At 67.2% G+C, this 20,449-nt stretch carries 14 protein-coding genes; 6 read left to right on the top strand and 8 right to left on the bottom strand.

Annotated elements, in window-relative coordinates; genetic code table 11:
- Window positions 1-2: 2 nt before the first annotated feature.
- On the bottom strand, window positions 3-461 hold the full coding sequence (gene ybeY / locus ABYF38_RS07990) for an rRNA maturation RNase YbeY (RefSeq protein ID WP_371151857.1): 459 nt from the start codon (window positions 459-461) through the stop codon (window positions 3-5).
- On the bottom strand, window positions 458-1,756 hold the full coding sequence (locus ABYF38_RS07985) for a PhoH family protein (protein ID WP_371151856.1): 1,299 nt from the start codon (window positions 1,754-1,756) through the stop codon (window positions 458-460). The genes ybeY and ABYF38_RS07985 overlap by 4 nt, the downstream gene beginning before the upstream one ends.
- A 312-nt stretch (window positions 1,757-2,068) precedes the next feature.
- Between ABYF38_RS07985 and ABYF38_RS07980 the strand changes: the two genes are divergently transcribed.
- The 3 genes from ABYF38_RS07980 to ABYF38_RS07970 all read left to right on the top strand — a co-directional run bounded on the left by ABYF38_RS07980 (window position 2,069) and on the right by ABYF38_RS07970 (window position 4,788).
- Entirely contained in the window at window positions 2,069-2,665 is a 597-nt protein-coding gene (locus tag ABYF38_RS07980; RefSeq protein WP_371151855.1) for a hypothetical protein, read from the top strand.
- A gap of 89 nt (window positions 2,666-2,754) precedes the next feature.
- Entirely contained in the window at window positions 2,755-4,074 is a 1,320-nt protein-coding gene (locus tag ABYF38_RS07975; RefSeq protein ID WP_371151854.1) for a hypothetical protein, read from the top strand.
- Between the two features lie 54 nt (window positions 4,075-4,128).
- Window positions 4,129-4,788, top strand: a complete 660-nt coding sequence (locus tag ABYF38_RS07970) for an ABC transporter ATP-binding protein (protein ID WP_371151853.1) — start codon at window positions 4,129-4,131, stop codon at window positions 4,786-4,788.
- Between the two features lie 21 nt (window positions 4,789-4,809).
- Here the strand turns inward: ABYF38_RS07970 and ABYF38_RS07965 are convergent, their stop codons facing one another.
- The 6 genes from ABYF38_RS07965 to ABYF38_RS07940 all read right to left on the bottom strand — a co-directional run bounded on the left by ABYF38_RS07965 (window position 4,810) and on the right by ABYF38_RS07940 (window position 14,357).
- On the bottom strand, window positions 4,810-5,667 hold the full coding sequence (locus ABYF38_RS07965; protein ID WP_371151852.1) for an FtsX-like permease family protein: 858 nt from the start codon (window positions 5,665-5,667) through the stop codon (window positions 4,810-4,812).
- Between the two features lie 240 nt (window positions 5,668-5,907).
- Complete coding sequence (locus tag ABYF38_RS07960; RefSeq protein ID WP_371151851.1) at window positions 5,908-6,795, bottom strand: peptidoglycan-binding domain-containing protein; 888 nt, start codon at window positions 6,793-6,795, stop codon at window positions 5,908-5,910.
- A gap of 255 nt (window positions 6,796-7,050) precedes the next feature.
- A complete protein-coding gene (locus ABYF38_RS07955) occupies window positions 7,051-7,725 on the bottom strand; it encodes a hypothetical protein (protein WP_371151850.1) in 675 nt (224 codons plus the stop codon).
- 304 nt (window positions 7,726-8,029) lie between these two features.
- On the bottom strand, window positions 8,030-10,096 hold the full coding sequence (locus tag ABYF38_RS07950) for a serine/threonine-protein kinase (protein ID WP_371151849.1): 2,067 nt from the start codon (window positions 10,094-10,096) through the stop codon (window positions 8,030-8,032).
- A complete protein-coding gene (locus tag ABYF38_RS07945) occupies window positions 10,093-11,361 on the bottom strand; it encodes a hypothetical protein (RefSeq protein WP_371151848.1) in 1,269 nt (422 codons plus the stop codon). The genes ABYF38_RS07950 and ABYF38_RS07945 overlap by 4 nt, the downstream gene beginning before the upstream one ends.
- Complete coding sequence (locus ABYF38_RS07940) at window positions 11,361-14,357, bottom strand: hypothetical protein (RefSeq protein WP_371151847.1); 2,997 nt, start codon at window positions 14,355-14,357, stop codon at window positions 11,361-11,363. Before ABYF38_RS07940 ends, ABYF38_RS07945 begins: the two co-directional genes overlap by 1 nt.
- 235 nt (window positions 14,358-14,592) lie before the next feature.
- Here ABYF38_RS07940 and ABYF38_RS07935 point away from each other — a divergent pair, with 235 nt between their 5' ends.
- The 3 genes from ABYF38_RS07935 (at window position 14,593) to ABYF38_RS07925 (ending at window position 20,377) form a co-directional block, all read left to right on the top strand.
- On the top strand, window positions 14,593-18,987 hold the full coding sequence (locus ABYF38_RS07935) for an FtsK/SpoIIIE domain-containing protein (RefSeq protein ID WP_371151846.1): 4,395 nt from the start codon (window positions 14,593-14,595) through the stop codon (window positions 18,985-18,987).
- A 202-nt stretch (window positions 18,988-19,189) separates the two neighbouring features.
- Complete coding sequence (locus ABYF38_RS07930; protein WP_371151845.1) at window positions 19,190-19,753, top strand: hypothetical protein; 564 nt, start codon at window positions 19,190-19,192, stop codon at window positions 19,751-19,753.
- Window positions 19,754-20,077: 324 nt separating this feature from the next.
- Window positions 20,078-20,377 carry a WXG100 family type VII secretion target gene (locus ABYF38_RS07925; RefSeq protein WP_371151844.1) on the top strand — a complete coding sequence of 100 codons (300 nt, stop codon included), beginning with the start codon at window positions 20,078-20,080 and terminating at the stop codon, window positions 20,375-20,377.
- Window positions 20,378-20,449 lie beyond the last annotated feature (72 nt).

Genomic DNA, 20,449 nt, shown 5'->3' with positions numbered 1-20,449 from the left:
GCTCATCGGGCCCGCTGGGCTAGGAAGGTGAACAGCAGCTTGCGCTGCAGGTCGAACATGACCTTCTCCTCCTCCGGCTCGGCGTGGTCAAAGCCCAGCAGGTGCAGGATGCCGTGGGTGGTGAGCAGCAGCAGCTCCTCGATGGTGGAGTGCCCGGCGGCGGCGGCCTGTTCGCGCGCCACGTCGGGGCACAACACGATGTCCCCCAGCATCCCGGGCGGCGTGGGGGCGCCCGGCTTGCCCGGGCGCAGCTCGTCCATCGGGAAGCTCATCACGTCGGTGGGACCGGGCAGGTCCAGCCAGCGCTCGTGCAGCACCGCCATCGCGTCGGGATCCACCAGCATGATGGACAGCTCCGCCAGCGGGGAGACGTGCATGGAATCCAGCACGTACCGGGCCAGCTCGGCGAACTCGGCCGGGTCGATGGTGAAGGTGGTCTCGTTGTTTACCTCGATGCTCACTGCGCCTCCGTTTCGCTGTCGTGTCGCCCGCCCGCGCTGCGCTCGCCGCGCTCTACACCCGCGCCGTGCCCGCTGCCGTCGCCGCCATGCTCGCTGCCCTGGCCGCGCTCGCCGCGCTCTACGCCCGCGCCGCCCGCGCTGCGCTCGCCCTCGCGGCGGCTTGCCTCGCTGGCTTCCCGCCTGCGCGCCCGTTCGCCGGCCACGCGCGCCCGCTGCGCCTCGCGCCACCGCTCGTCGCGGCCACCGGCGGCTGCCTCTCTGGCGTCGTAGCGCTCGTAGGCGTCGATGATCTCCCCCACCAGGCGGTGGCGCACCACGTCGTTGGAGGTCAGGTTGCAAAAGGCGACGTCGTCGATGCCGGGCAGGATCTCTTGCACCACCTGCAGCCCGCTGCGCACTCCGCGCGGCAGGTCCACCTGGGAGACGTCGCCCGTGACCACCACGTGGGAGCCAAAGCCCAGGCGGGTAAGGAACATCTTCATCTGCGCGGGCGTGGTGTTTTGCGCCTCGTCCAGGATGATGAAGGCGTCGTTGAGGGTGCGGCCGCGCATGTAGGCCAGGGGCGCCACCTCGATGGTGCCGGCCGCCATGAGCTTGGGGATCTGCTGCGGGTCGATCATGTCGTGCAGCGCGTCGTAGAGCGGGCGCAGGTAGGGGTCGATCTTGTCGGTCAGCGAGCCGGGCAGGTAGCCCAGGTTTTCGCCGGCCTCCACGGCGGGGCGGGTGAGCACGATTCGGCGCACCATCCCGTTTTGTAGGGCGTGGACGGCCTTGGCCATCGCCAGGTAGGTCTTGCCGGTGCCGGCCGGCCCCACCCCAAAGACGATCGTGTTGGCGTCGATCGCGTCCACGTACGCCTTCTGCCCCAGCGTCTTGGGGCGGATGGTCTTGCCCCGGTTGGAGACAATGTCCGTGCCGAGCACCGAGGAGGAGCGGTCTTCTGCGTGGCTGGTGAGGATGGAGGCGGCGCGCGCCACGGCGTCCGGGGTCAGGCTCTTGCCGTCGCGGGCAAGCGCGATCAGTTCACCGGCCAGGTTGGCGGCCAGCTCCACCTGGGAGGCGGCGCCGGTGAAGGTGATTTCCGCGCCGCGCGAGTGGACCTGCAGGTGTTTGAAGCCGTCGGCCAGGGCGCGCAGCACCTCGTCGCGCGTGCCGAGCACCAGCAGCGGGTCCACCTCCGGCGGGATCGTTACGGTGCGGCTGGTCTGCGCCCGCTCCTGTGGCGCCGGGGCAAGCTGTGCCGGGCCGGGGATGGCGCTGCCGAGGGCGGCGGCCGGGTTCATCGCCTTACGCATGGTTTGGGGGCTTACCCCGTTCTCCTTTGTTCGCTTCGCCCACTTGGGTACTTTGCATTCAATGGTAAGGGCCGACGACGCCTCTCGCGCCTCCTTGTTTCCCTCGCCCTGCGGCGCAGCGGCCTTGCTTGGCCGGGCGGGAAGGCGGCAACGTCGTCCATCCCCTCGCGCCTTACGGCGGGGCGGCCGCCTTGCACAGGCCGCGCACGGCAGACTTGCCTCCACCGGTCGAATCGGACTGTACTACTTGAGGGACGCGGCCGGATCGCGCCACCTGACCGCACAGCGGCAGAGAACAGCGAGGTACCGACTATGAATCAGGCTCCCGGCGAGGGCGTTGCCTCGCTGGCGTTCGTCGCGTTCGTGGCCCTCGGGGTCTGGATGGCCTGGAATGAAGGGCCCACCTACTTCTGGTCGCTGATAGCTGCGGTGGCGGTGGCCGTGGTGATCATCGTGGCTTTCCTCGCCTGGGGATTCAGGAAGGGCCAAGCCCCCATGCAAAAGCTGCGCCGGCGTAAGGGCGTGATCGTCCACCCAGCCACCATGCTGCCGCTCCCGCTGGACGGCTCGCAAGACAAGATCGGCATCCTGAAGAACGAGGCCGCGCTGGTGATCTCCCGGGAGGCGCTCGAGCTGCACGACCTGCGCAAGAAGGACGCCGACGCGCCGATCGTGCTGCGGCAGGCCGACGTGGTGGGGATTCGCCTGGAGCCGGTCTCGTTCCTGCGTCGGCCGGAGTCGGCAGTGTTCATCGACACCCGCGCCGGCACCATCGCGCTTGTGCTGATGCTGCCGAAGGTGGACATGCAGGGCAGGCCCGTTGCTCCGGGGACTGCGGACGTGGCCCAGCTGCTCTACCGCTGGCACGCCGGCATGACCGGGTCCACCGACTTCTCTGGCGGGCAGTGACCCGCGTGGTTCTTCGCGCCCGGCGGACCTGCCGAGGTTTAGGCGTGCGGCCGCGCGATTTAGCTGAGCTGCCCGCATAGGATTGGCCCGTGCGTGTTGAAAATGCTGACAGGGTGCCCGTTCTGCTCGAATCCATACCCGCCAACGTGGGCCCGATCATCGGCAAGATCGTCGAACAGGTGCCCGAGGCAGCCGACGCGACGGTGACGGATGCGGAGGCAACGACACCGGAGGCGGGCGGGATTCGCCGCGCCGAGGCGGGCTTCGACGCGGACCTGGTCTTTTCGCTCGCGTTGCAGGGCGAGGCCGCCGCCCCGCAAGTGCCCGAGGGTGTTCGGGTGCTCCCGGTGGCCCCGCTGAAGGAATTGGGCTCCCAGGCTCTCGCGGAGGCATCCGGTTCCCTAGCGGACATCCTGGACGCCCTGGCTGACGACGTGGCGATCCTGCCGGTCGGTCTGGATGAGCAGGGCGAGATCCGCCCTATTGCCTTCACGGATCCCGGCACTGGCTTGCCTGACCTGCACATCTACTCCAGCGCCGAGGCTTACTGCGCAGACCGCCACGGCACCGAGGGGCTGTTCGTGATCCGCCACGGCGCCGTGCTGGTGGACTACGTGGTCTCCGATGCGGATTCGTTTCACCAGTTGGTGATCGACTCCGCTCCCGACAAGGAGGAGGCCGACGCGATCGACGTCTTTGTGCTGCAGCAGCTACTGGTGATGACGCAGCCCCCACTTGGCGAGGACGAGGCTGATGCTGCGGGCGAGGGCGAGGATTGGGACGACGTTGCCACCCGCCCTGCCCGCCCGGCCGCCGCCTACCTGCTGGACCTGCCCTCCCACTGGGCCACCATCGACCTGACCGCGAACGAGGCCAGACGCAAGGAGCAGATTCAGGCGCTGGTGAAGAAGCAGACGGTGCAGCTCTCTGACGCCGGTGCGCAGCTGCGTCACGAGATGCGCACCTGGCTGGCGCGCACCGCCTCGGACGCCGCCGCGCAGGGCGGGCGCGAATTCGCCTTCCTGGTGGCCCGCACCAACCAGGCTGCCGCCGCCCTGAACGTGGTCACCTACTGGCACTCTGTGGGCTCCTCCGGCAAGGCCACGGCCTTCGAGCTGCTGGAGCAGAAGCTGCGCGCCGACGCCGGGCCGGAGGATGACCTGGTGCTGGTGGAGACCGCAGACGACCGCCTGCTGCGGCACACCCGCACCGTGCAGGGCGCCACCGAGGTGGGCGGCGGGAACACCCCGCTGCTCATGGCCGACTACTGGCTGGAGGTACCCGGCGACCCGATCACGCTGGCCCACCTGGTCTTCACCACGCCGCACCTGTTTGCCCGCAAGGAGATCCTGGAACTGTGCGACGCCGTCGCGCTGGGCGGCTCCTGGTTCTACCCAGAGGAGAACTGAGCAGCGGGCGCAGCCCTCTTGGCACACTCGTTTCGGCACTGCAATGGAGGAGTTATGGAACTCAACACAGATTCCCCTCAGCTTGCCGTGCGCGACTTGCGTTTCAGGTACACCAAGGGCGGGGAGGAGCTCTACGGAGGGCTTTCGCATTCCTTCGCGCCGGGAAAGCTGACCGCCGTAACCGGACCGTCGGGGCGCGGAAAGTCCACGCTGCTCTACATACTAGGTTTGCTGCTATCGCCGACTAGCGGGGCAGTTCTCATAAACTCGAAACCTGTTTCCCACCTGCCAGATAGTGCCCGTTCAAGAATACGTTCTAGACAACTGGGTTTCGTGTTCCAAGACTCGGAGCTGGATCCCTCTCAAACCGTTTTGGACTCGGTGATGGAACCGGGCTTCTATATGGGGCAGGATCCGGCCCGGCTTCGCCAGCGAGCGAGCACTCTCTTGGACAAGTTCGGCCTTGGGGAACGCAAGGACCACAAGCCCGGCCAGACCTCCGGCGGCCAGGCCCAGCGCGTGGCTGTGTGCCGTGCACTTGTGAACGAACCGGACTTCATTCTTGCTGACGAGCCGACAGGCAACCTAGACCCCGGGAACGCGCTCACCGTCATAGAGGCCCTTCGATCCGCTGCTGACGAGGGCCGAACCGTAGTAATCGCGACCCACGACCCAGAGGTCATTAGGTTGTCTGACTCCGTGCTGGAACTGTAGGGGCCCAGACCATCAGCTTGGTTAGGGCGAGCGCAAGACCTTAACCGGATCTATCCGCGAGGCCCAGATCGCCGGCAATAGAGCTGAGCCGACCGTAGACGTCAGCAGGGTAATGAGCAGGGCTACTGTTTGCTGCCACACCAAGGGCGCTCCAGTGTAAAGGAAGTATCCGCTTGTTGCGGCTGCAGCCAAGACCCCACCAACCGCAGCTGGCCATACTGTGCGTAAGACCGTGAAGAGCACGAGGTCCGCCCGGGTCATTCCCAGCGCTCTGCGTCGGCCCAGATCGCGCCGGTTCGCTAGAACGTCAGAAACAACCACGGCAATGGTGAAGACTCCCCCCGCAGCTAAGGAGATGAGTAGCGCGGTGTAGTGATAGGAACCGAGGGAGCGCCGCAGCAGTTCACCAGCTACGCCAAGACCAGGTGGATTCTGAATGGCCAGCTTGTCTGGGGACGGGGACCCAAGAATACTCACAACTGTCGCCAGGGTTGGGGCAGTGAGGTCGACTCTCTTGACTAGCAGACTCAGCGAGGAGAGAAGGTCACCATCCTGCGCGGGTGTTACAAGGCCTGCAGACAGAAACTCAAAACCCGGCAGAGGGGCAAAGATTCCTACGATTGGGTACTGGCCTCCCGCCGTGTCTTCTACATAGCCGACGGGCAGGTCGATGCTCTGACCAACTGCGGCATCTTCTGCGATGATGGCTTCCCCCTCGTTGGGCGCGCGTCCCGAGACAATGCGCGCCACGTCGAGCTCATGGGTAACGCGCCAAAGGGGTACGGCGGCGACCCCGGGCAACCTGCCGTTTCTTACGTCCACGGGGAAGCTCAGGCCGACGCCCACCTGGACTTGAGATAAACCGCGTACTTGAGTCACCGCAGCGGGCGTAATGAAGTCTGCCTCCCCCTGCGAGCGCAAGGTCAGGAGACGGGAACGGGGCTCGTTCAGGGAGTCTGCGAGCGCCGTCATTTGTGCCGCAGAGCGTCCTACCGTCAACAGGGTTAGAACGCAGGTTGCTGCCACGACTATCGCGATCAGCGCACTGGCGACTCTCCTCGTCACAGCCGTGCGCCAAGAGAGCAGGATCAGGTGCCCAAGTCGCATTGCCCAAACACCTTACGACGGGCTAACCGAGGGCGCTGGGGGACCCGCGCCGGGTTCGGGCCCGGATATCTCCACTTGAGCCCCGGCTTCCAAACCAGTAACTACCGCAACGCCATCCTGCACCGAGATCACCGAGACTGGCACGGACACCACCGCGCCCTCAGATCGTTGGCGCACCGAGTACTCCCCGTCCGGCCCTTGTTTCAACGCCGCTTGCGGAATTCCGATTCCTTCTGCCTTCGGCACGAGCACGACTTCGGCGACGAGTGTGAGAGCGGATTCAGCGGGGAGCGTTCCACATTGGTCCTGGCAGACCAGTCCCCCGTCTGGGGCGATTAACGCGACATGGGTACTGCCGTCTTCCTGAACTTTGCCTTCACCCGTAATGGCGGGCCAGGCGTGGTCTGCGTGGAGAACACGCACCGGCGCACCAGTCGGCACTAGCGGCACCTGCGTGTTGGAGAGAACCAAGTGGAAAGACGGCGTTGCGGAGGGTGACATCACGATGGATTCCCCTCCGGAAAGGACCGAACCGAGCCGATGCTTTTCACCATCCAGCACTAGGTGAGCTGGCAGAGACGGCAATGCGACCAGTTCACCGGCAGCTACTATCCCCGTCTGTTGCAGCCCCAAGTCCTTTTGCCACTGCTTGACCGCCGCTTCGGTGTACGCGTCAAACTGGTCGTCTGCCTCACCAAGGTAGCCCAGCTCGACGAGAGCATTGTTCAGCTGGAGGACGTCTGTCCCTTTTGACTCTCGGGACAATTCCCGATAGAAGGGGACACTCCCCTCAACCGAACGAACCGGCACATCATTCACGCGATACAGCTCAGTGCCAACATCTGCACTGACTTCTCCCGGCAGTGACGTGAGTACACCGGACATCAGATTGGCCGCCACGGGAGTCTGAGGCTGTTCAACCCGCACTGTCAGAGTGAGCGTTCTACCTACTTCAACCCGTTGCGCGGTGGCAAAGACCGGCTCCGCACCGGGGGTTGCCGCAGGCTGCCCACCACTTCGAATCTGCATCCCGGCCCAGAAACTCAAGCCCGCCAAGACAGCAACACAGAGCACGATGAGGGAAACCCTCAGCGGACGGGGGGATTCACGTTTCCCTTGCCTCATTGCCCCTACCCTCGCTGGCGTTCTTTCGTGTTACTCACCGTACAGCGCAGCGGCAGGTGGACGGGCGGGACAGCGGTCAAACAACTCTAACTGTGCCTCGTAGGATCCAAACTTGCGCTGGCTCTCCGCGCTCCAGGTATCTAGATTCACTGGTTCCCAGATGGGGGCGGAGGTACCCTGCGGGTTCAAGCGGCTGGCCAACCACACATCTTTTGAGGGCTGTTCCTCAGCAAACTCCACACCCGCGTTTCGCATGCACGGAACGAAGAAAGTCGTGTAGTACTCGTAGAGCACAGCATCCATCTCTGGAGAATGTTCTACAACGACGCTCTTGGGGGTGAACTGCGCGTAGCAAAGCCAAATCTGCAGAGAAACCGGAGAAGCACCCGAATCGCCCGAGCCTGCTGTTGCTGAATCGAAACGCAAACCTTCGCCAGTCTGATCCAAGCTAACGGCAAATCCGTTTTGGGCCATGCAGTCGACGATTGGTTGATGGTTTTCCCCTAGCTCTATCCACCTAACCAGATCGGGAACAGGGACGCTTTCACCTATTCCCATCACGGTACGGTTTGCCTCCACCCAGCTAAGGCGATCGGCGCTCATCTGCTCGGGACTCTGGGGAGCAAGTTCGACCTTTGTCTCGGGCTTCCACGCCAAGTGGTCATACACGGCCTGGCCCTGCACAACCCCACCCGACTGAGCCACTTCACCTTGGGAGCACGCCCCCATAGATAGTGCTACGACACACGACGCGACGACGAGCTTAACCTTCAAGAACTCCACCCCTCCCGCAATCCAACTCCGCACACATCTGGATAACCAGGAGATGCGACGGGGTGACAGAACGGAAAACTGACCTATGGAATAATAACCAAAACCCTTGGCGCGAACCTTGAAATCAACGCCGCCCTGCCACCACATCAAGACATGCGCCAACAGTGATAACAAACACACCCTATGGTCTGAGTTCGTGTTCTGTCAACAGAAAACTTGTTTAGGTCGAGCAGAGCTAATTCTTCATTCGCGCCTGGAAGCTGGCCCGCGGGCTCTTCATGACGCCCAGTTCAATCTCCACGAAACAGTTGTTGTCCGGCTGCTCTGCCAGGACGCGCGTGCCGATCACGCGGGCCGAGGAGCAGGTGGTCAGGCTGACCGCGTCCAGGCCATCTCCCCCGGTCAGGTCCAGCAGGGCGTCGACCTCCATGCCGTCCAGGGTGTCAGACGAGAGCAGGTCGGTCTCCAGCGCGGCGTCGTGCTTGCCCCGCCACTTCGCCTTGACCAGGTAGGGCACAGGGGTGGCGGCGGTGCCCTCCAGGCTCACGGAGGTGGCGGTGACGCTGATTCCGGTCACCCGTTGCAGGGCGAAGCGGGTGCCCGTCATGGAGGCCAGTGCGTCACCGGTTTCGCGCTGTACGTCACGCAACCAATCCTCGTAGGAGTCCAGCACCTTGGAGTCCTCGCCCACCAGCTTCAGGCCTACCGAAATTGTCACTTCCTGCTTCTGGCCGGCGGTGAGGCGTTCCAGATCAAAGTAGTAGCCACACGGCACGTTCAACCCGTCCGTGGAGGCCTTCACGCGGGTTAGCCCCTCCTGCTCCTCCACCTGCGCGCAGCCGCCGTCCACGTCCGGGATCACCACCAGCATCTCGCCCGAAAGGCTCGCGCCCGGCGCCACGGAGCTGGTCAACGTCAACCGGGTGGTGGAGACCTCCTTGTCCCAGGCGGCCCCCAGGTCCACGCGCAGGCCGCTCTCCGTGAAGTCGCCCACCAGCTGGGCGGCCTGGGTGGTTATCTCCGGGCTCGCCGCCTCCTTCTGCCCATCGGACAGCTGGCCGGTCAGGGCCAGGGCACCAAAGGAAAGGGCCACCACTCCCGCGGCCGCACCGAGCAGCAGGTACAGGGGCTTGCGGCTCTTCTTCTCCGGCGCGGTCTTGGGGGCGGACTCGGGGGCAGGTAGTGCGGCGCTCTTGAGCAGCGTGGCGTCCCCGGCCTGTTCGGACTCCGCAGGCTCGGCCTGTGTGGGGGCTGTTTCCGCCCGCTTGGGCAGTGGGCGCCAGTCGTTTAGCGAGGTCTGGTCCGGGTCCTCCTCCGCCGTCTCGGCAGCAGGACCTGGCTGCGGGGGCGAGGGCTGCTCGGCCGGCTCTCCCCTGCCGGAAGACAGCGCCTCGATCTCCTCCCGCCCGGGGATAGTCAGCGGGGACTTCTCCCAGCCGGTAACGTCCGGCTGCACCGGCAGGGCGGGGGCCTGCCACACCGACAGCGGTAGGTTACAAAATGCGGTAACCAGCTCTGCGGCGGGCAGGCGGTGGACCGGGTTCTTCGCCAGCATCCCGCTCAGCAGCCGCCACAGCGCGCCATCGACGGGCAAAACCGGTGGCAGGGACTCGATGTGCCTTATCCCCACCGCAGTCGGGCCGCCCATGCCCCCAAAGGGGGTGCGACCGGCCAGCAGCTGGTAGAGCACGATCCCGACCGAGTAGACATCGGATGTCTCAAACGCGGTGCCGTAGGCGAAGAGCTCCGGAGCCATGTACTTGGGCGTGCCGATCGCCTCCCGCGCCCCCGGGGAGTCCTCCAGGATCTTGGCGATGCCGAAGTCCACCAGGCGCACGCAGTGACGATCCAGGGGACCGGAGGCGGCCAACAGCACGTTGTCCGTCTTGATGTCCCGGTGCACGATCCCCTGGGAATGGGCGGTGGCCAGTGCCTGCAGGATGCCTATGGTCAGCTCCACCGCCTCACCGGGGCTCAGCGTGCCCCGAGAGGCCAGCAGCGCGGAGAGGGACGGACCCTCCACCAGGTCCATCACGATCGCCAGCGTGGTGCCCTCCACCACCAGGTCCCGCACCTTGACCACCTGCGGGTGATCCAGGCCCAGCAGCACGTTGCGCTCCTGCACAAAACGCGCCAGGAGCGCCGGGTCGGCGCTGTGGTGTTCCTTGAGCACCTTGGCGGCCACCGGGCGGCCGGTGGTGACGTCGGTGGCACGCCACACCTCGCCAGTGGCGCCCCTACCGATCAACTCCGTGAGGATGTAGCGGCTGCCCAGCGCGCTCGGACGGGCAAATGCGTTCACTCGGAGAACCAGAACAAAGAGTGTGCTCCCTGCTGCCCGGCCGGCACGGGCCGCATGCCCGGGTTTGCGGTGGAGGCGTGCAGGGTCTTCAGCTCGCTGGCGGGCAGCGCGCTCTTGCTGCGGAAGTCCAGGCTTCCGCCCGCCAGGCCGTCTGCGGTGCTCAGGGACAGTCCGGCCAGGGCCTCGCGGACGGCGGCGGGCTCGGTGCTCCCGGCGGCCTCGACGGCGCGCACCAGCGCCACCACGGCGTCATGGCTGGCGGCGTCGGCCAGGTGCATCGACTGGGAACAAGGGTCGTCGCGGTAAAGGTTCATGCAGTCCGCGTCCCCCATGGCCAGGCGCATGGAGGTGAAGAAGGCGGAGGCCGCACTGCCATCCTCCCCCGGGGACAGGGCGGTCAGGTCGACAGAGGTGGTCCCCACCGTCAGCAGGCGGCCCTCGGCGGCGCCCGCCGCCATCACCGCCTCACCGAAGCTCGGCGTCACCGCCTCGGCGCTCACCAAGATCGGAATCTGCGCCCCACCCAGGCGCGCATCCAGGGCGGTGACCAGCGCGGCACTCTGCGCGGCCGGGGCAGAAACCACCACGGAGTCCACCTCGCGGGCATCCACCGCAGCCTTAATCGCATCGGCCGTCTTGGCAGCGTCGTCGATGGTGGCTAAACGCGCCCCGTCCACGGGCGCCTGCCGGGAGGGTGCCAGGGCTACGAAAGGCTTCTTGGCGTTCGCACCGGCCAGAGCGTCGGCCGCCGCCTGGCGCAGGGCGCCAGAGTCAGCGGCCAGGCTCCACACCTCGGCGTCGGTGGCGGCCGAATACAGGGAGATCACGGCTCTACCGGCCGCGTTGGCGAGCTTCAACGCATCGGAGAGGTGCGAATCGGCCTGGGAGGCAACCACGATCCCGCTCACCCCCTTGTCCAGCAGGGACTTCACGGCGCTGGCCGCACCGGAGGCAGTGCCGTCGTCCAGCGCCACCTCCAGGCTCACGTCGGCCCCGACCAGCGCGAACCGGTAGGCGGCCAGGTTGGCGCCCTCCACCAGGGGGCGGAACTCGGCGCCGGCCCCCTCCACGGGCCCCACGAGCACCCCGATGCGCACCTCCTGCCCCTCCGTCAGGGCGGCGGTCAGGCCGGCGTCGGGCTGCACGTAGGACTCCACGGTCGGCGCCGGGGCGGGCGGTGCGGCAACGTCGTCGGCACAACCGGCAAGCAGCCCCAAGGCCAGGAGGGCACTAGCGGCCCCAGCCACGCGGTTAGCTGCCTTCATCACTCGCCTCCCATGGTGAACGTTACGACCGTGAGCACCGGGGTCTCAGAGGTGCTAAACGGCTTAAAAGACTCCTCCAACAGCTGGGCCCGCTGGTAGATGGCCGAGTGGAGGTTGATGCGGCGCAGCGCCCCCTTGCGGGAGTCGGCAAAGCTGGTCACCGTGCCGTCCACGCCGTTGAGCACGTTGCCCGTCTCCCCCACGTCCGTGGTGATGCCGTACAGCTTGCCGATCAAGCCCAGGCGGTTGTCCGTGCCCGGCTGGCCCAGGTTGAGCAGCAGCGTGGAGAACTCGGAGGAAAGCTGGGTGGAGACGGACACGGACTGCTCGGCGGAGCGAGACAGGGCGTTCTGCAGTCCATCCAGCGTGTTGTTCATGGACAGCGAGAGGTCGTCCAGGGCCTTGGTGAGGTCGGCTTCCGTCTTAGCCTTGGCCTCCGTGACCAGGTCAGAGACGTCCTTCTGGGTCTGGGCGCGCTGCTGGTTCATCACGTCAGCCAACTGCTTGCCCAGCGCGTCCACCTCCGCCGTGGCGGCGGCCAGGGTGCCCTGCGCGTTCGTGCGGGCGGTGTCCAGTTCCTTGTCCACCGCCGTCTGCGCCTGCGTGATCTCATCCTTCAGGGAGGACAGCGCGGTGCCCAGGTGCTTGTCGGTGCAGTAGAGGCGGTTGGCCAGCCACATCACGGCCTGGCCGGGGGCCTGCGGCTGGCTGGCCTCCTGCTCCACCGCCGGGCAGCCGGCGGGGTCCGGGAGAGGCAGCACCGTGGCGTCGGGCCAGACGGTATCGAGGTGGGCGGTCAGCGCGTCAATCTTGGAGTTCACCCCACCAGAGCCGATCCCCTCGGTCGAGCCCAGTACCTTCTCGATCTCCGCCAGGGCGCCCGTGGCCTGCGTCTCCGGGCCGGTGGCCTCCTTGTAGAGGCCGTCCAGCAGCTGTTCCACGCTGGAGCCTGCGGCCACTAGCTGCTGCGCCTCGGAGAGCTCGGCGGCGATCTGGTTCAGCTCCTCCTCGGCCTCGGCGGCCTTGGCGCGCGCGCTGTCCACGCCGCTTTGCAGCTGCGCCGCAGCGGCCTGGGCCTGGTCGTAGGCGACCACCAGCGCATCGGTGGCGGCGGCCAACTCCCCCAGGGCGCAGTCAGGCTTGGCCAGCTTCGCCAGGGCAGCGGAGATGTCGGCGGCGGTGGAGGTCTCGGTGATGCCCGCCGCCCAGGTGGCGTCGCACGCGGAACCGGCGGCGATCGCCTCCACGACGCGGGCGTCCAGGGCGGCCACCATGCCGGACTCGTTCAGCCACGGGCCCACTGGCTTGGCCTGGTCGTGGTTCGCCTCCAACCCGTCCAGGATGTCAAAGAGGCCGGGGGCGTCCGGGGCGCCGGAGACCAGCTTGTCCTCCAACTCCTGCAGCTCCCGCGCCACCGCATCCACAGCGGTGCGCATGCCGGTCAGCTCGGTGCGAGCCCTGCCCACGGCCTCGATAGCGGCGTTGGTGTACTGACGCAGGCTGTTCACCTGGGTGCTGGACTGGTCGGAGAGCGTGGTGTTGCTGGCCTTGAGTTCATCCAACTCTGCGGAGATGCTGGTGAGCTGGGCGGCCAGGCCGTCGGCGCCCTGCAGGGCGTCCATCAGCGTCTCGGTGCCCAGGTTCTGGTAGTGCCCCAGGGCCTGGGTGGACAGGCCGGTCAGGTCCGACACGGCGGAGGCAAAGCCGCGCTCCACGCGGTACAGGGAGCAGGCCAGGGACTTGTCGGTGCTCTCCGGTGCCTCACAGGCATCGGCGTTCGCCTTGTCCTCGTATGCCTTCGGATCGCCGACGGCGCGGGTCAGGCCGGCCACGAGCGCGTCGCGGCAGCTCTCGCTCTGGTCGGAGTCCTCAAAGACCGCGCCCATCACGCCCATCTGCGCGTTGACGAGCGCGAACATCGAGGTGATGGTGCGCTGCTCGCCCTCCGCCAGCTGCGGCAGGGTGACGGTGCAGCCCTGCACCGCCGCCTGGGTCATCTTGGGCGAGTTGTTGTCACCTAGCAGGGCGTTGAAGGAGGAAACCAGGGACTTCAAGCCCTGCTGGGTGCCGTTGGTGGCGGAGCCGATGGCGGACTCGGTGGAGGAGCTGATGTTCTTTAGCTGCTCGCTGGTGGCCGTGAGCTGGTCGGTGACACGCTTGGAGCTGGACTGCAGGTCGGTGAAGGTGCGCCCGGCGATCGCGGAGACATCACCCTGCAGGGTGCGGTGCACCTGGTCCACGAAGTCGCGGGCCTCGGTGAGGTTCTTGGACACCCCGGAAACGGTGTTGACGATCTCCAGTTCGGTCTTGCCGGCGTCCCCGTTTGCCCCGAAGGCGGTGTTGACCACGGCCGTTACCGAGGGGTCTGTGGTGATGCCGCCCTCCACCGTCATGGTGAACTCGGGGGCTTCGAAGTCCTTGCTGTCCACCACCAGGGTGAAGGTGGTGGCAGGGCTGAGCACGGGCGGGGCCAGCAGGGCTGCCCACTGCACGGTGGTGACGCCCTCACTCAAGGGAGCCACCACGCCGTCGGTGGCGGCCCGCCCCTCCTGGGCACCGATCACAACGTCACCGGTCTCCACCCGCGCAGAGGCTGCCACGGTCAGCGGGGTGGCCACGAGTTCGCGCTGGCGGAACTGCGCGCCGTTGGATTCGTAGGTGATCTCCTCCGGCTTGGCGGTCAGGTTCTCCACCGACCACTGGAGCACGAAGCGCCCGGAGAGCCCCTTGAGCTGGGAAAGATCGGTGCCCACCTTGGAGTCGTGCCACCACATGGTGCGCACGCGTACCGGCAACTGTTGGGCGGACTGCGCGGGGGCCAGGCTGGTCTGGTTTTGCACCACCGCGCCGTCCCCGCCCCTGTGCATGGTGTCCACGTTGATCGCGGTCACCGCAGCGGACGGGCTCAGCTTGACGGTCACGTGCTGTAGCTCCGCGCCGCCGGGCGCTTCCGGTGCGCTGCTGGCCTGCGCCGCCGCGCCTGCCCCAATAGCCACCGCACTCAACAGAGCCGTAAGCGACCTGCGCACCCGCAAACCGCTGTTGCCGCCAGTTCCTTGCCTCACGAGTTGCCTCCGATCAAAGACCATCTGCAACAGGCTACCGGAGATTTATTGCCCTTCCTGGGACCCATTCGGGCGCGCCCTACTGAGCGACCTCCGTCACCTTCTATCCTTGTGCCGGGTTGCCTACGCGGGTGTGGGCCCGCGCGCGGGAGGATTGGAGTCTGCTTTGCGTCTGAAGCTCGAACTGGTTTCCACGGACGGGATCCGGCCGGTAATGGTGACCGCTGAGGCCAACACGACGATTTGCGATGTGGCCTCCACTATTCGCAGCGGTCAGACCAGCCTTTACATTCCGGCGGACAATTCCCTCACCCTGGAGTTGCTTTCTGACGAGAACTCCGCGATCGCGGTGCTTCCCCCGCGTTCGCTGGTAACGGAGGCGGCGCTGCGCTCGGGTCAGCGGGTCAGGTTGACGCAGTGGGCGGAGACCGGTTCTAGCTCCGGCAGCTCGGTGCCGGCCCGTCTGCGGGTGATCTCTGGTCCCGACGCCGGGGCGGTCTTCCCGCTGCGCCCCGGCCCGAACGTGATCGGCCGCAGCGACGACTGCGACGTGGTCATAAACGACCGCCAGATTTCCAGGCGGCATGCCCGCATCGTGGTAGGCGCCCAGGTGGAGATCATCGACATGCACTCCGCCAACGGCCTGGTCTTGGCGGACGAACGCGTGGAGCAGGCCGTCCTGGGGCCGCGCACCACGGTCTTGGCCGGCGCCACCACGTTCATCGTGGAGCGCGCTGCGGCCGCTGATTCGCCGGCGCTCGTGGAGACGTCGTTCAACCGCTCCCCGCAGGTGCGGGTGCGCTACAAGGGGCGCGAGTTCGCCGCGCCGGAGGCCCCCAAGAAGCAGGGCGCGCGCAAGTTCCCGCTGATTGCCATGGTGGCGCCGCTGCTGATGGGAACAATCCTTTTTGCCGTGTCCCGCAACATCATGAGCATCATCTTTGTGGGCTTGAGCCCGCTGATCGCGGTGGGCACCTACCTGGATGCCAAGATCACGGCGAAGAAGGCACGCAAGGCTGACGAGGAGCGCTTCGAGGAGGACATCGCTGCGCTGGAGAAGGACCTGACGCAGGCGCTGGTGGAGGAGCACCTGCACCGCCGTGACGAGATCCCCACCCTGGATTCGGTGATCGAGGCCGGTTTCAGTCTCAGCCCGCGCCTGTGGCACCGCCGCCCCGCCGATTCGGACTACCTGACCGTCAACCTGGGGATGGGGCGGGCGCTTTCGCGCAACAAGCTGACGCTGCCAAGCCGCAAGGACGCCGACGCCGCCACCTGGGCCCGGATCACTGACCTGGCTGAGAAGGTCAAATTCGTGGACGACGTTCCAATCACCGCCCCCTTTAGCGAGGCCCGCAACCTGGGATTGGCGGGACGGGAGGAGTGGCGTCTGCCGGTGGCGCGCGGGCTCGTGGCCCAACTGACCTGCCTGCACTCGCCCGCCGAGCTGGTGCTGTGCGCGATCGCGTCAGCGGACTCCAGCGATGCGTGGCAATACCTGATGTGGCTGCCGCACGTGGGCTCGCCCTATTCCCCCCTGGGTGGCTCCCACCTGGCGGCCGGGCCGGCTGCGGTCTCCGCCCTGGTCTCCGCGCTGGAGGAGCTTGTGGACGCCCGCAGGAAGGCCAAGGCGTCCTTCCCGACGGTGGTGCTGCTGGTGGAGGACGACGCCCCGGTGGAGCGCGGGCGCCTGGTGTCCTTGGCGAAGGACGGCCCCGACGCCGGGGTGCACCTGCTGTGGATGGCCGACGCCCAGGCCAAGCTCCCGGCCGACTGCCGCATCTTCCTGGCTCACGAGGACGACGGCAGCGTGACCGCAGGCTTCGTTGACCAGGAGTACAACGCCCCGATCAGCCGGGTGGAGCCCCTCACCGAGGTGATGGCCGGCAATCTGGCCCGTCAGCTCTCCCCGATCGAGGACGCCGGCGCGCCCGTGATCGACCAATCCGGTATTCCCCGCGCCGTCTCCTACCTGGCGCTGGCGGGAACCGAGTTGGCCAGTTCGCCGCAGGTGACCGTGGAGCGCTGGCAGGAGAACGGCTCGGTGCTCACGCGTGCGGCGCAGGGCCCGCGCCGGGCGGCCAACCTGCGCGCGCTGGTGGGCCAGGGCCCGCAGGGAGAGTTCACCCTGGACCTGAAGGGACAGGGGCCCCACGCACTGGTGGGCGGTACTAGCGGCGCCGGTAAGTCTGAGTTCTTGCAGTCCTGGATCCTGGGCATGGCGGCCGCGCACAGCCCCCAGCGGGTGACCTTCCTGTTTGTGGACTACAAGGGTGGCTCCGCATTCGCGGACTGCGTGCGCCTGCCCCACTCGGTGGGCCTGGTTACCGACCTCTCCCCGCACCTGGTGCGCCGCGCCCTGACTTCCCTGCGGGCGGAGCTGCAGTACCGTGAGCACCTGTTGAACCTGAAGAACGCCAAGGACCTGGCGGCCCTGGAGCGCACCGGGGACCCGGAGTGTCCGCCCTCTCTGGTGATCGTGGTGGACGAGTTCGCGGCTCTGGTGCAGGAGGTGCCGGAGTTCGTGGACGGCGTGGTGGACGTGGCCCAGCGCGGCCGCTCCCTGGGCCTGCACCTGATCCTGGCCACGCAGCGCCCGGCGGGCGTCATCAAGGGCAACCTGCGCGCCAACACGGCCCTGCGTATCGCGCTACGCATGGCCGACGAGTCCGACTCGGTGGACGTGATCGACTCTCCGCTGGCGGCGGAGTTCGACCCGCGCATCCCGGGCCGCGCCGCCGTGCGCACCGGCCCGGGCCGCATCTCCCTGTTCCAGGCGGGCTACGCCGGCGGCCGCACTGTGGCGGAGGCAGGGCCGGGCCGCATCGACATCGAGACGATGACGTTCGGCAGCGGTATTCCGTGGGATATTCCGCGCCCGCAGCAGCACGACGCGGAGGACGAGTCCACCCCCACGGACATCAGCCGGGTGGTCACCGCGATCTCCGGGGCCGCCGACCTGTGCGGCATCCCCGCACCGCGCAAGCCGTGGCTGCCGGAGCTGGGCACCCACTACGACCTGGCGGAGCTGGGGCGCACCTTTGGGGCGTCTTCGAGCTCCGAGCGCCTGCTGTTCGGCATCGTGGACGATCCGGCCCACCAGAGCCAGCACCCGGTCTTCTACAAGCCGGACGAGGACGGCAACCTGGCCGTGTTCGGTGCGGGCGGCTCCGGTAAGTCCGCAGTGCTGCGCTCCCTGGCCTTCGCCGCTGCTGCGACCTCGCCCGAGGCGCGTACCGAGATCTACGGCATCGATTTCTCCACGGCCGGCCTGTCCATGCTGGAGGGGCTGCCGGTGGTTGGCTCGATCATCGACGGCTCCGACCTGGAGCGAATCGGCCGCCTGATGCGCAAGCTCGTGGACGTGATGGAGCAGCGCTCCGCGCGCTTCGCGGCGGCCCGCGTGGGTTCGATCGCCGAGTACCGGCAGGCCACTGGGAGCACCGACGAGGCGCGCATCCTGCTGTTGATCGACGGATTTGGGGCATTCCGCACCGAGTTCGAACTCAACGCCTCCCCCAACTCCGTGTTCGCCCTGTTCTCCCGCCTGCTTTCCGAGGGCCGCGCGGTGGGCATTCACGTCATGGTCACCGCCGAGCGCCACGGCGTGCTGCCCTCTTCGCTCTCCGCCCACCTGCCCACCCGCCTGGTTTTGCGCCAGGCCGACCAGAACTCCTACGCGAGCCTGGACGTGCCCAGGGACGTTTTGGACGACGCTCCTCCCGGCCGCGCCGTCCTTGCCGGCCAGGACAACGAGCTGCAGGTGGCGGTGCCCGGCGGTTCCTCCCTGCCCGCCAAGCAGGCGCGCGCGATAGATGCGCTGGCCGAGGAGCTGCGGGTGCGCGGCGTGGCGCCGGCCCAGCCGATCGCCCGGATGGACACCCAGGTGCACCGCTCCCAGGTGCCGGACTCCGTTGAGGGGCTGCCCGTGCTCGGTATCGAGGAGTCGACGCTGGCCGCAATGCCGTTCACCGGCCAGGGCGCGATGATGATCGCGGGTATGCCCGGCAGTGGCCGCACCAGTGCGCTGGAGTCGATCACGCAGTCCATGCACCGCTGGGCCCCGGCGGCCGAGTTCTTCTTCATCGGCCCGCGCCGCTCCCGCGTGCACGCCCTGCCGCTGTGGGCTGCCACCGCGCACGACCCGGAGGAGGCGGTGGAGCTGGCCGCCAGGCTCAAGCCGCTTGCCGAGGCACCGGCCCAGAACGAGGCCCTGCCGGACGTGGTGCTGGTCATCGAGTCCCTCGGCGAGCTGGTGAGCACGCCGGCGGAAACCCCGGTGCTGGACGTGATCAAGAAGCTGCGCCGCAACGGCCACTTCGTGCTGGCCGAGCAGGAGACCAGCGCCTGGGCCTCGGGCTGGCAGCTGATCGCAGAGGTGCGCAACACTCGCCACGGCATCGTGATGCAGCCCAACCCGATGGACGGCGACCTGCTGTTCAAGGTGGACCTGCCACGCGTCAAGCGCAGCGACTACCCGCTGGGCCGGGGCGTGTACGTGCGCTCGGGCAAGATGTGGACGGTGCAGCTGCCCATGCCGGAGTCCGGGCGGCCTAGCTGATCGGTGGGCCGGCGGGGCATCGTCCAACGCGGAGGCGGGCGGGGCGTCGTCCAATCCGGTACCGGCGGGCGGGGCGGCATTCAACACGGAGGCGGGCGACCCATTGGTTGTCCCTGTGGATGGCCAGTGCGCGCCGTTGGCCGGCCTCAGTACGCTTGGCGTGGCCCGAAGCTTGAGCAGGCGACTGGAAAGGTGAACCCCGATGAACAAGAAGACGACTTTCGCCACCGCTGCGGCGGCCTTCCCCCTGGCGGCGATCGGTCTCTGGCGAATCTGGGCGCGGGGCGGCGATTACTGGCTGATCATGCTCGCGGCCGTCGTCGCCGCGCTGGTGCCAATCTTGCTGTGGGTCTGGCGCCACGGCAAGTCCTTTGGCGGGGAGAGGCTGGCTCAGCTCAGGCAGCGCCCGCACCTGGCCCTGCTGCAGGGATACATCACCTGGACCCACCTGGGCCAGAAGGACGACGCCTTGTCCGCGCTGCGACGCAAGCGCGCCATCCTGGTTCTGGAAGACCGCCTGGAGATCCACGACGTCTCGAAGAAGCCCACCGAGCCGAGCGTGGTGCTGCCGAAGAACCAGATCACATCCATCACCTGTGCCGAGTTGCCCTGGGCCGGGCAGACCTACATCGCGTTGATCATCGCCACCCACCAGACCGCGTACGCGACCGTCTTGATGACCGACCCGCAGAAGGGCCTCATGGCCGTGGGTGGGCAGCCGACCTTCGAGATCGCGGCCAACCTGAACGCCTGGCTGCTCAACTAGCCCGCCCCGGCGGCCGGGTCGCCCGGCTGGCCGGCTCGCCGGCTCGCCGGTCGCCTCTCCACCCCACTATCCGCCTACCCGGCTGCCCCATTGCCCCACTGGCCGGTTGGCCCATTGGCCGGCTGGCCGGCTGGAGCCCGGCGGTCGCGTGCCCTGACAAGTCGCGGAGAGCCGTGCTGAGCACGGCCCGGCTGTAGCCGGGCGGTGGGGGCTGGGGTTTGGTCGGGGTTGGTGTGTGGAACTGGTTGTGGGTTGGGGCTGGTGTGGTTAGGGTTTTTGCGTTGGTGAGCGTGGGTGCTCTAGTACACGGAAGGGTGCAAGGTAATGGCTAACGCGTACGGCTACACGCCAGAAGAGATGCGTCGCATCGGCAGCCAGCTGGTCTCCATCAAGGCAGAGATCGACGGCAAGATCCAAGAAGCCCTGGCCGCCGTTAACGGCCTGATCGGTTCTGGTTTCACCACCCAGGCAGCTTCTGGCGCCTACTCCGAGCAGTTCGAAAAGCTCTCCACCGGCCTAAAGCAGGTCAACGAGAGCATGGAGCCCTTGGGCAACTTCCTGACCCAGTACGCCAACGCCGTAGTGGACATGGACACCCAGATGAGCTCTTCCCTGCGGGGCTGACCCCGTTATGGCTCTAGCGGCCCCGGTGGGTGCGCGCGTGTTATTCGTGCCCACCGGGGCCGCTCTAGTACG

Source organism: Buchananella sp. 14KM1171 (genome assembly GCF_041380365.1).
Taxonomy (GTDB): domain Bacteria; phylum Actinomycetota; class Actinomycetes; order Actinomycetales; family Actinomycetaceae; genus Buchananella; species Buchananella felis.
This window is presented reverse-complemented; position numbering and strand designations above follow the sequence as displayed.

Coding starts and splice junctions, on each gene's coding strand:
- ABYF38_RS07985 (WP_371151856.1), bottom strand. CDS start 1,756: ATGCGTAAGGCGATGAACCCGGCCGCCGCCCTCGGCAGCGCCATCCCC.
- ABYF38_RS07980 (WP_371151855.1), top strand. CDS start 2,069: ATGAATCAGGCTCCCGGCGAGGGCGTTGCCTCGCTGGCGTTCGTCGCG.
- ABYF38_RS07970 (WP_371151853.1), top strand. CDS start 4,129: ATGGAACTCAACACAGATTCCCCTCAGCTTGCCGTGCGCGACTTGCGT.
- ABYF38_RS07945 (WP_371151848.1), bottom strand. CDS start 11,361: ATGAAGGCAGCTAACCGCGTGGCTGGGGCCGCTAGTGCCCTCCTGGCC.
- ABYF38_RS07930 (WP_371151845.1), top strand. CDS start 19,190: ATGAACAAGAAGACGACTTTCGCCACCGCTGCGGCGGCCTTCCCCCTG.
- ABYF38_RS07925 (WP_371151844.1), top strand. CDS start 20,078: ATGGCTAACGCGTACGGCTACACGCCAGAAGAGATGCGTCGCATCGGC.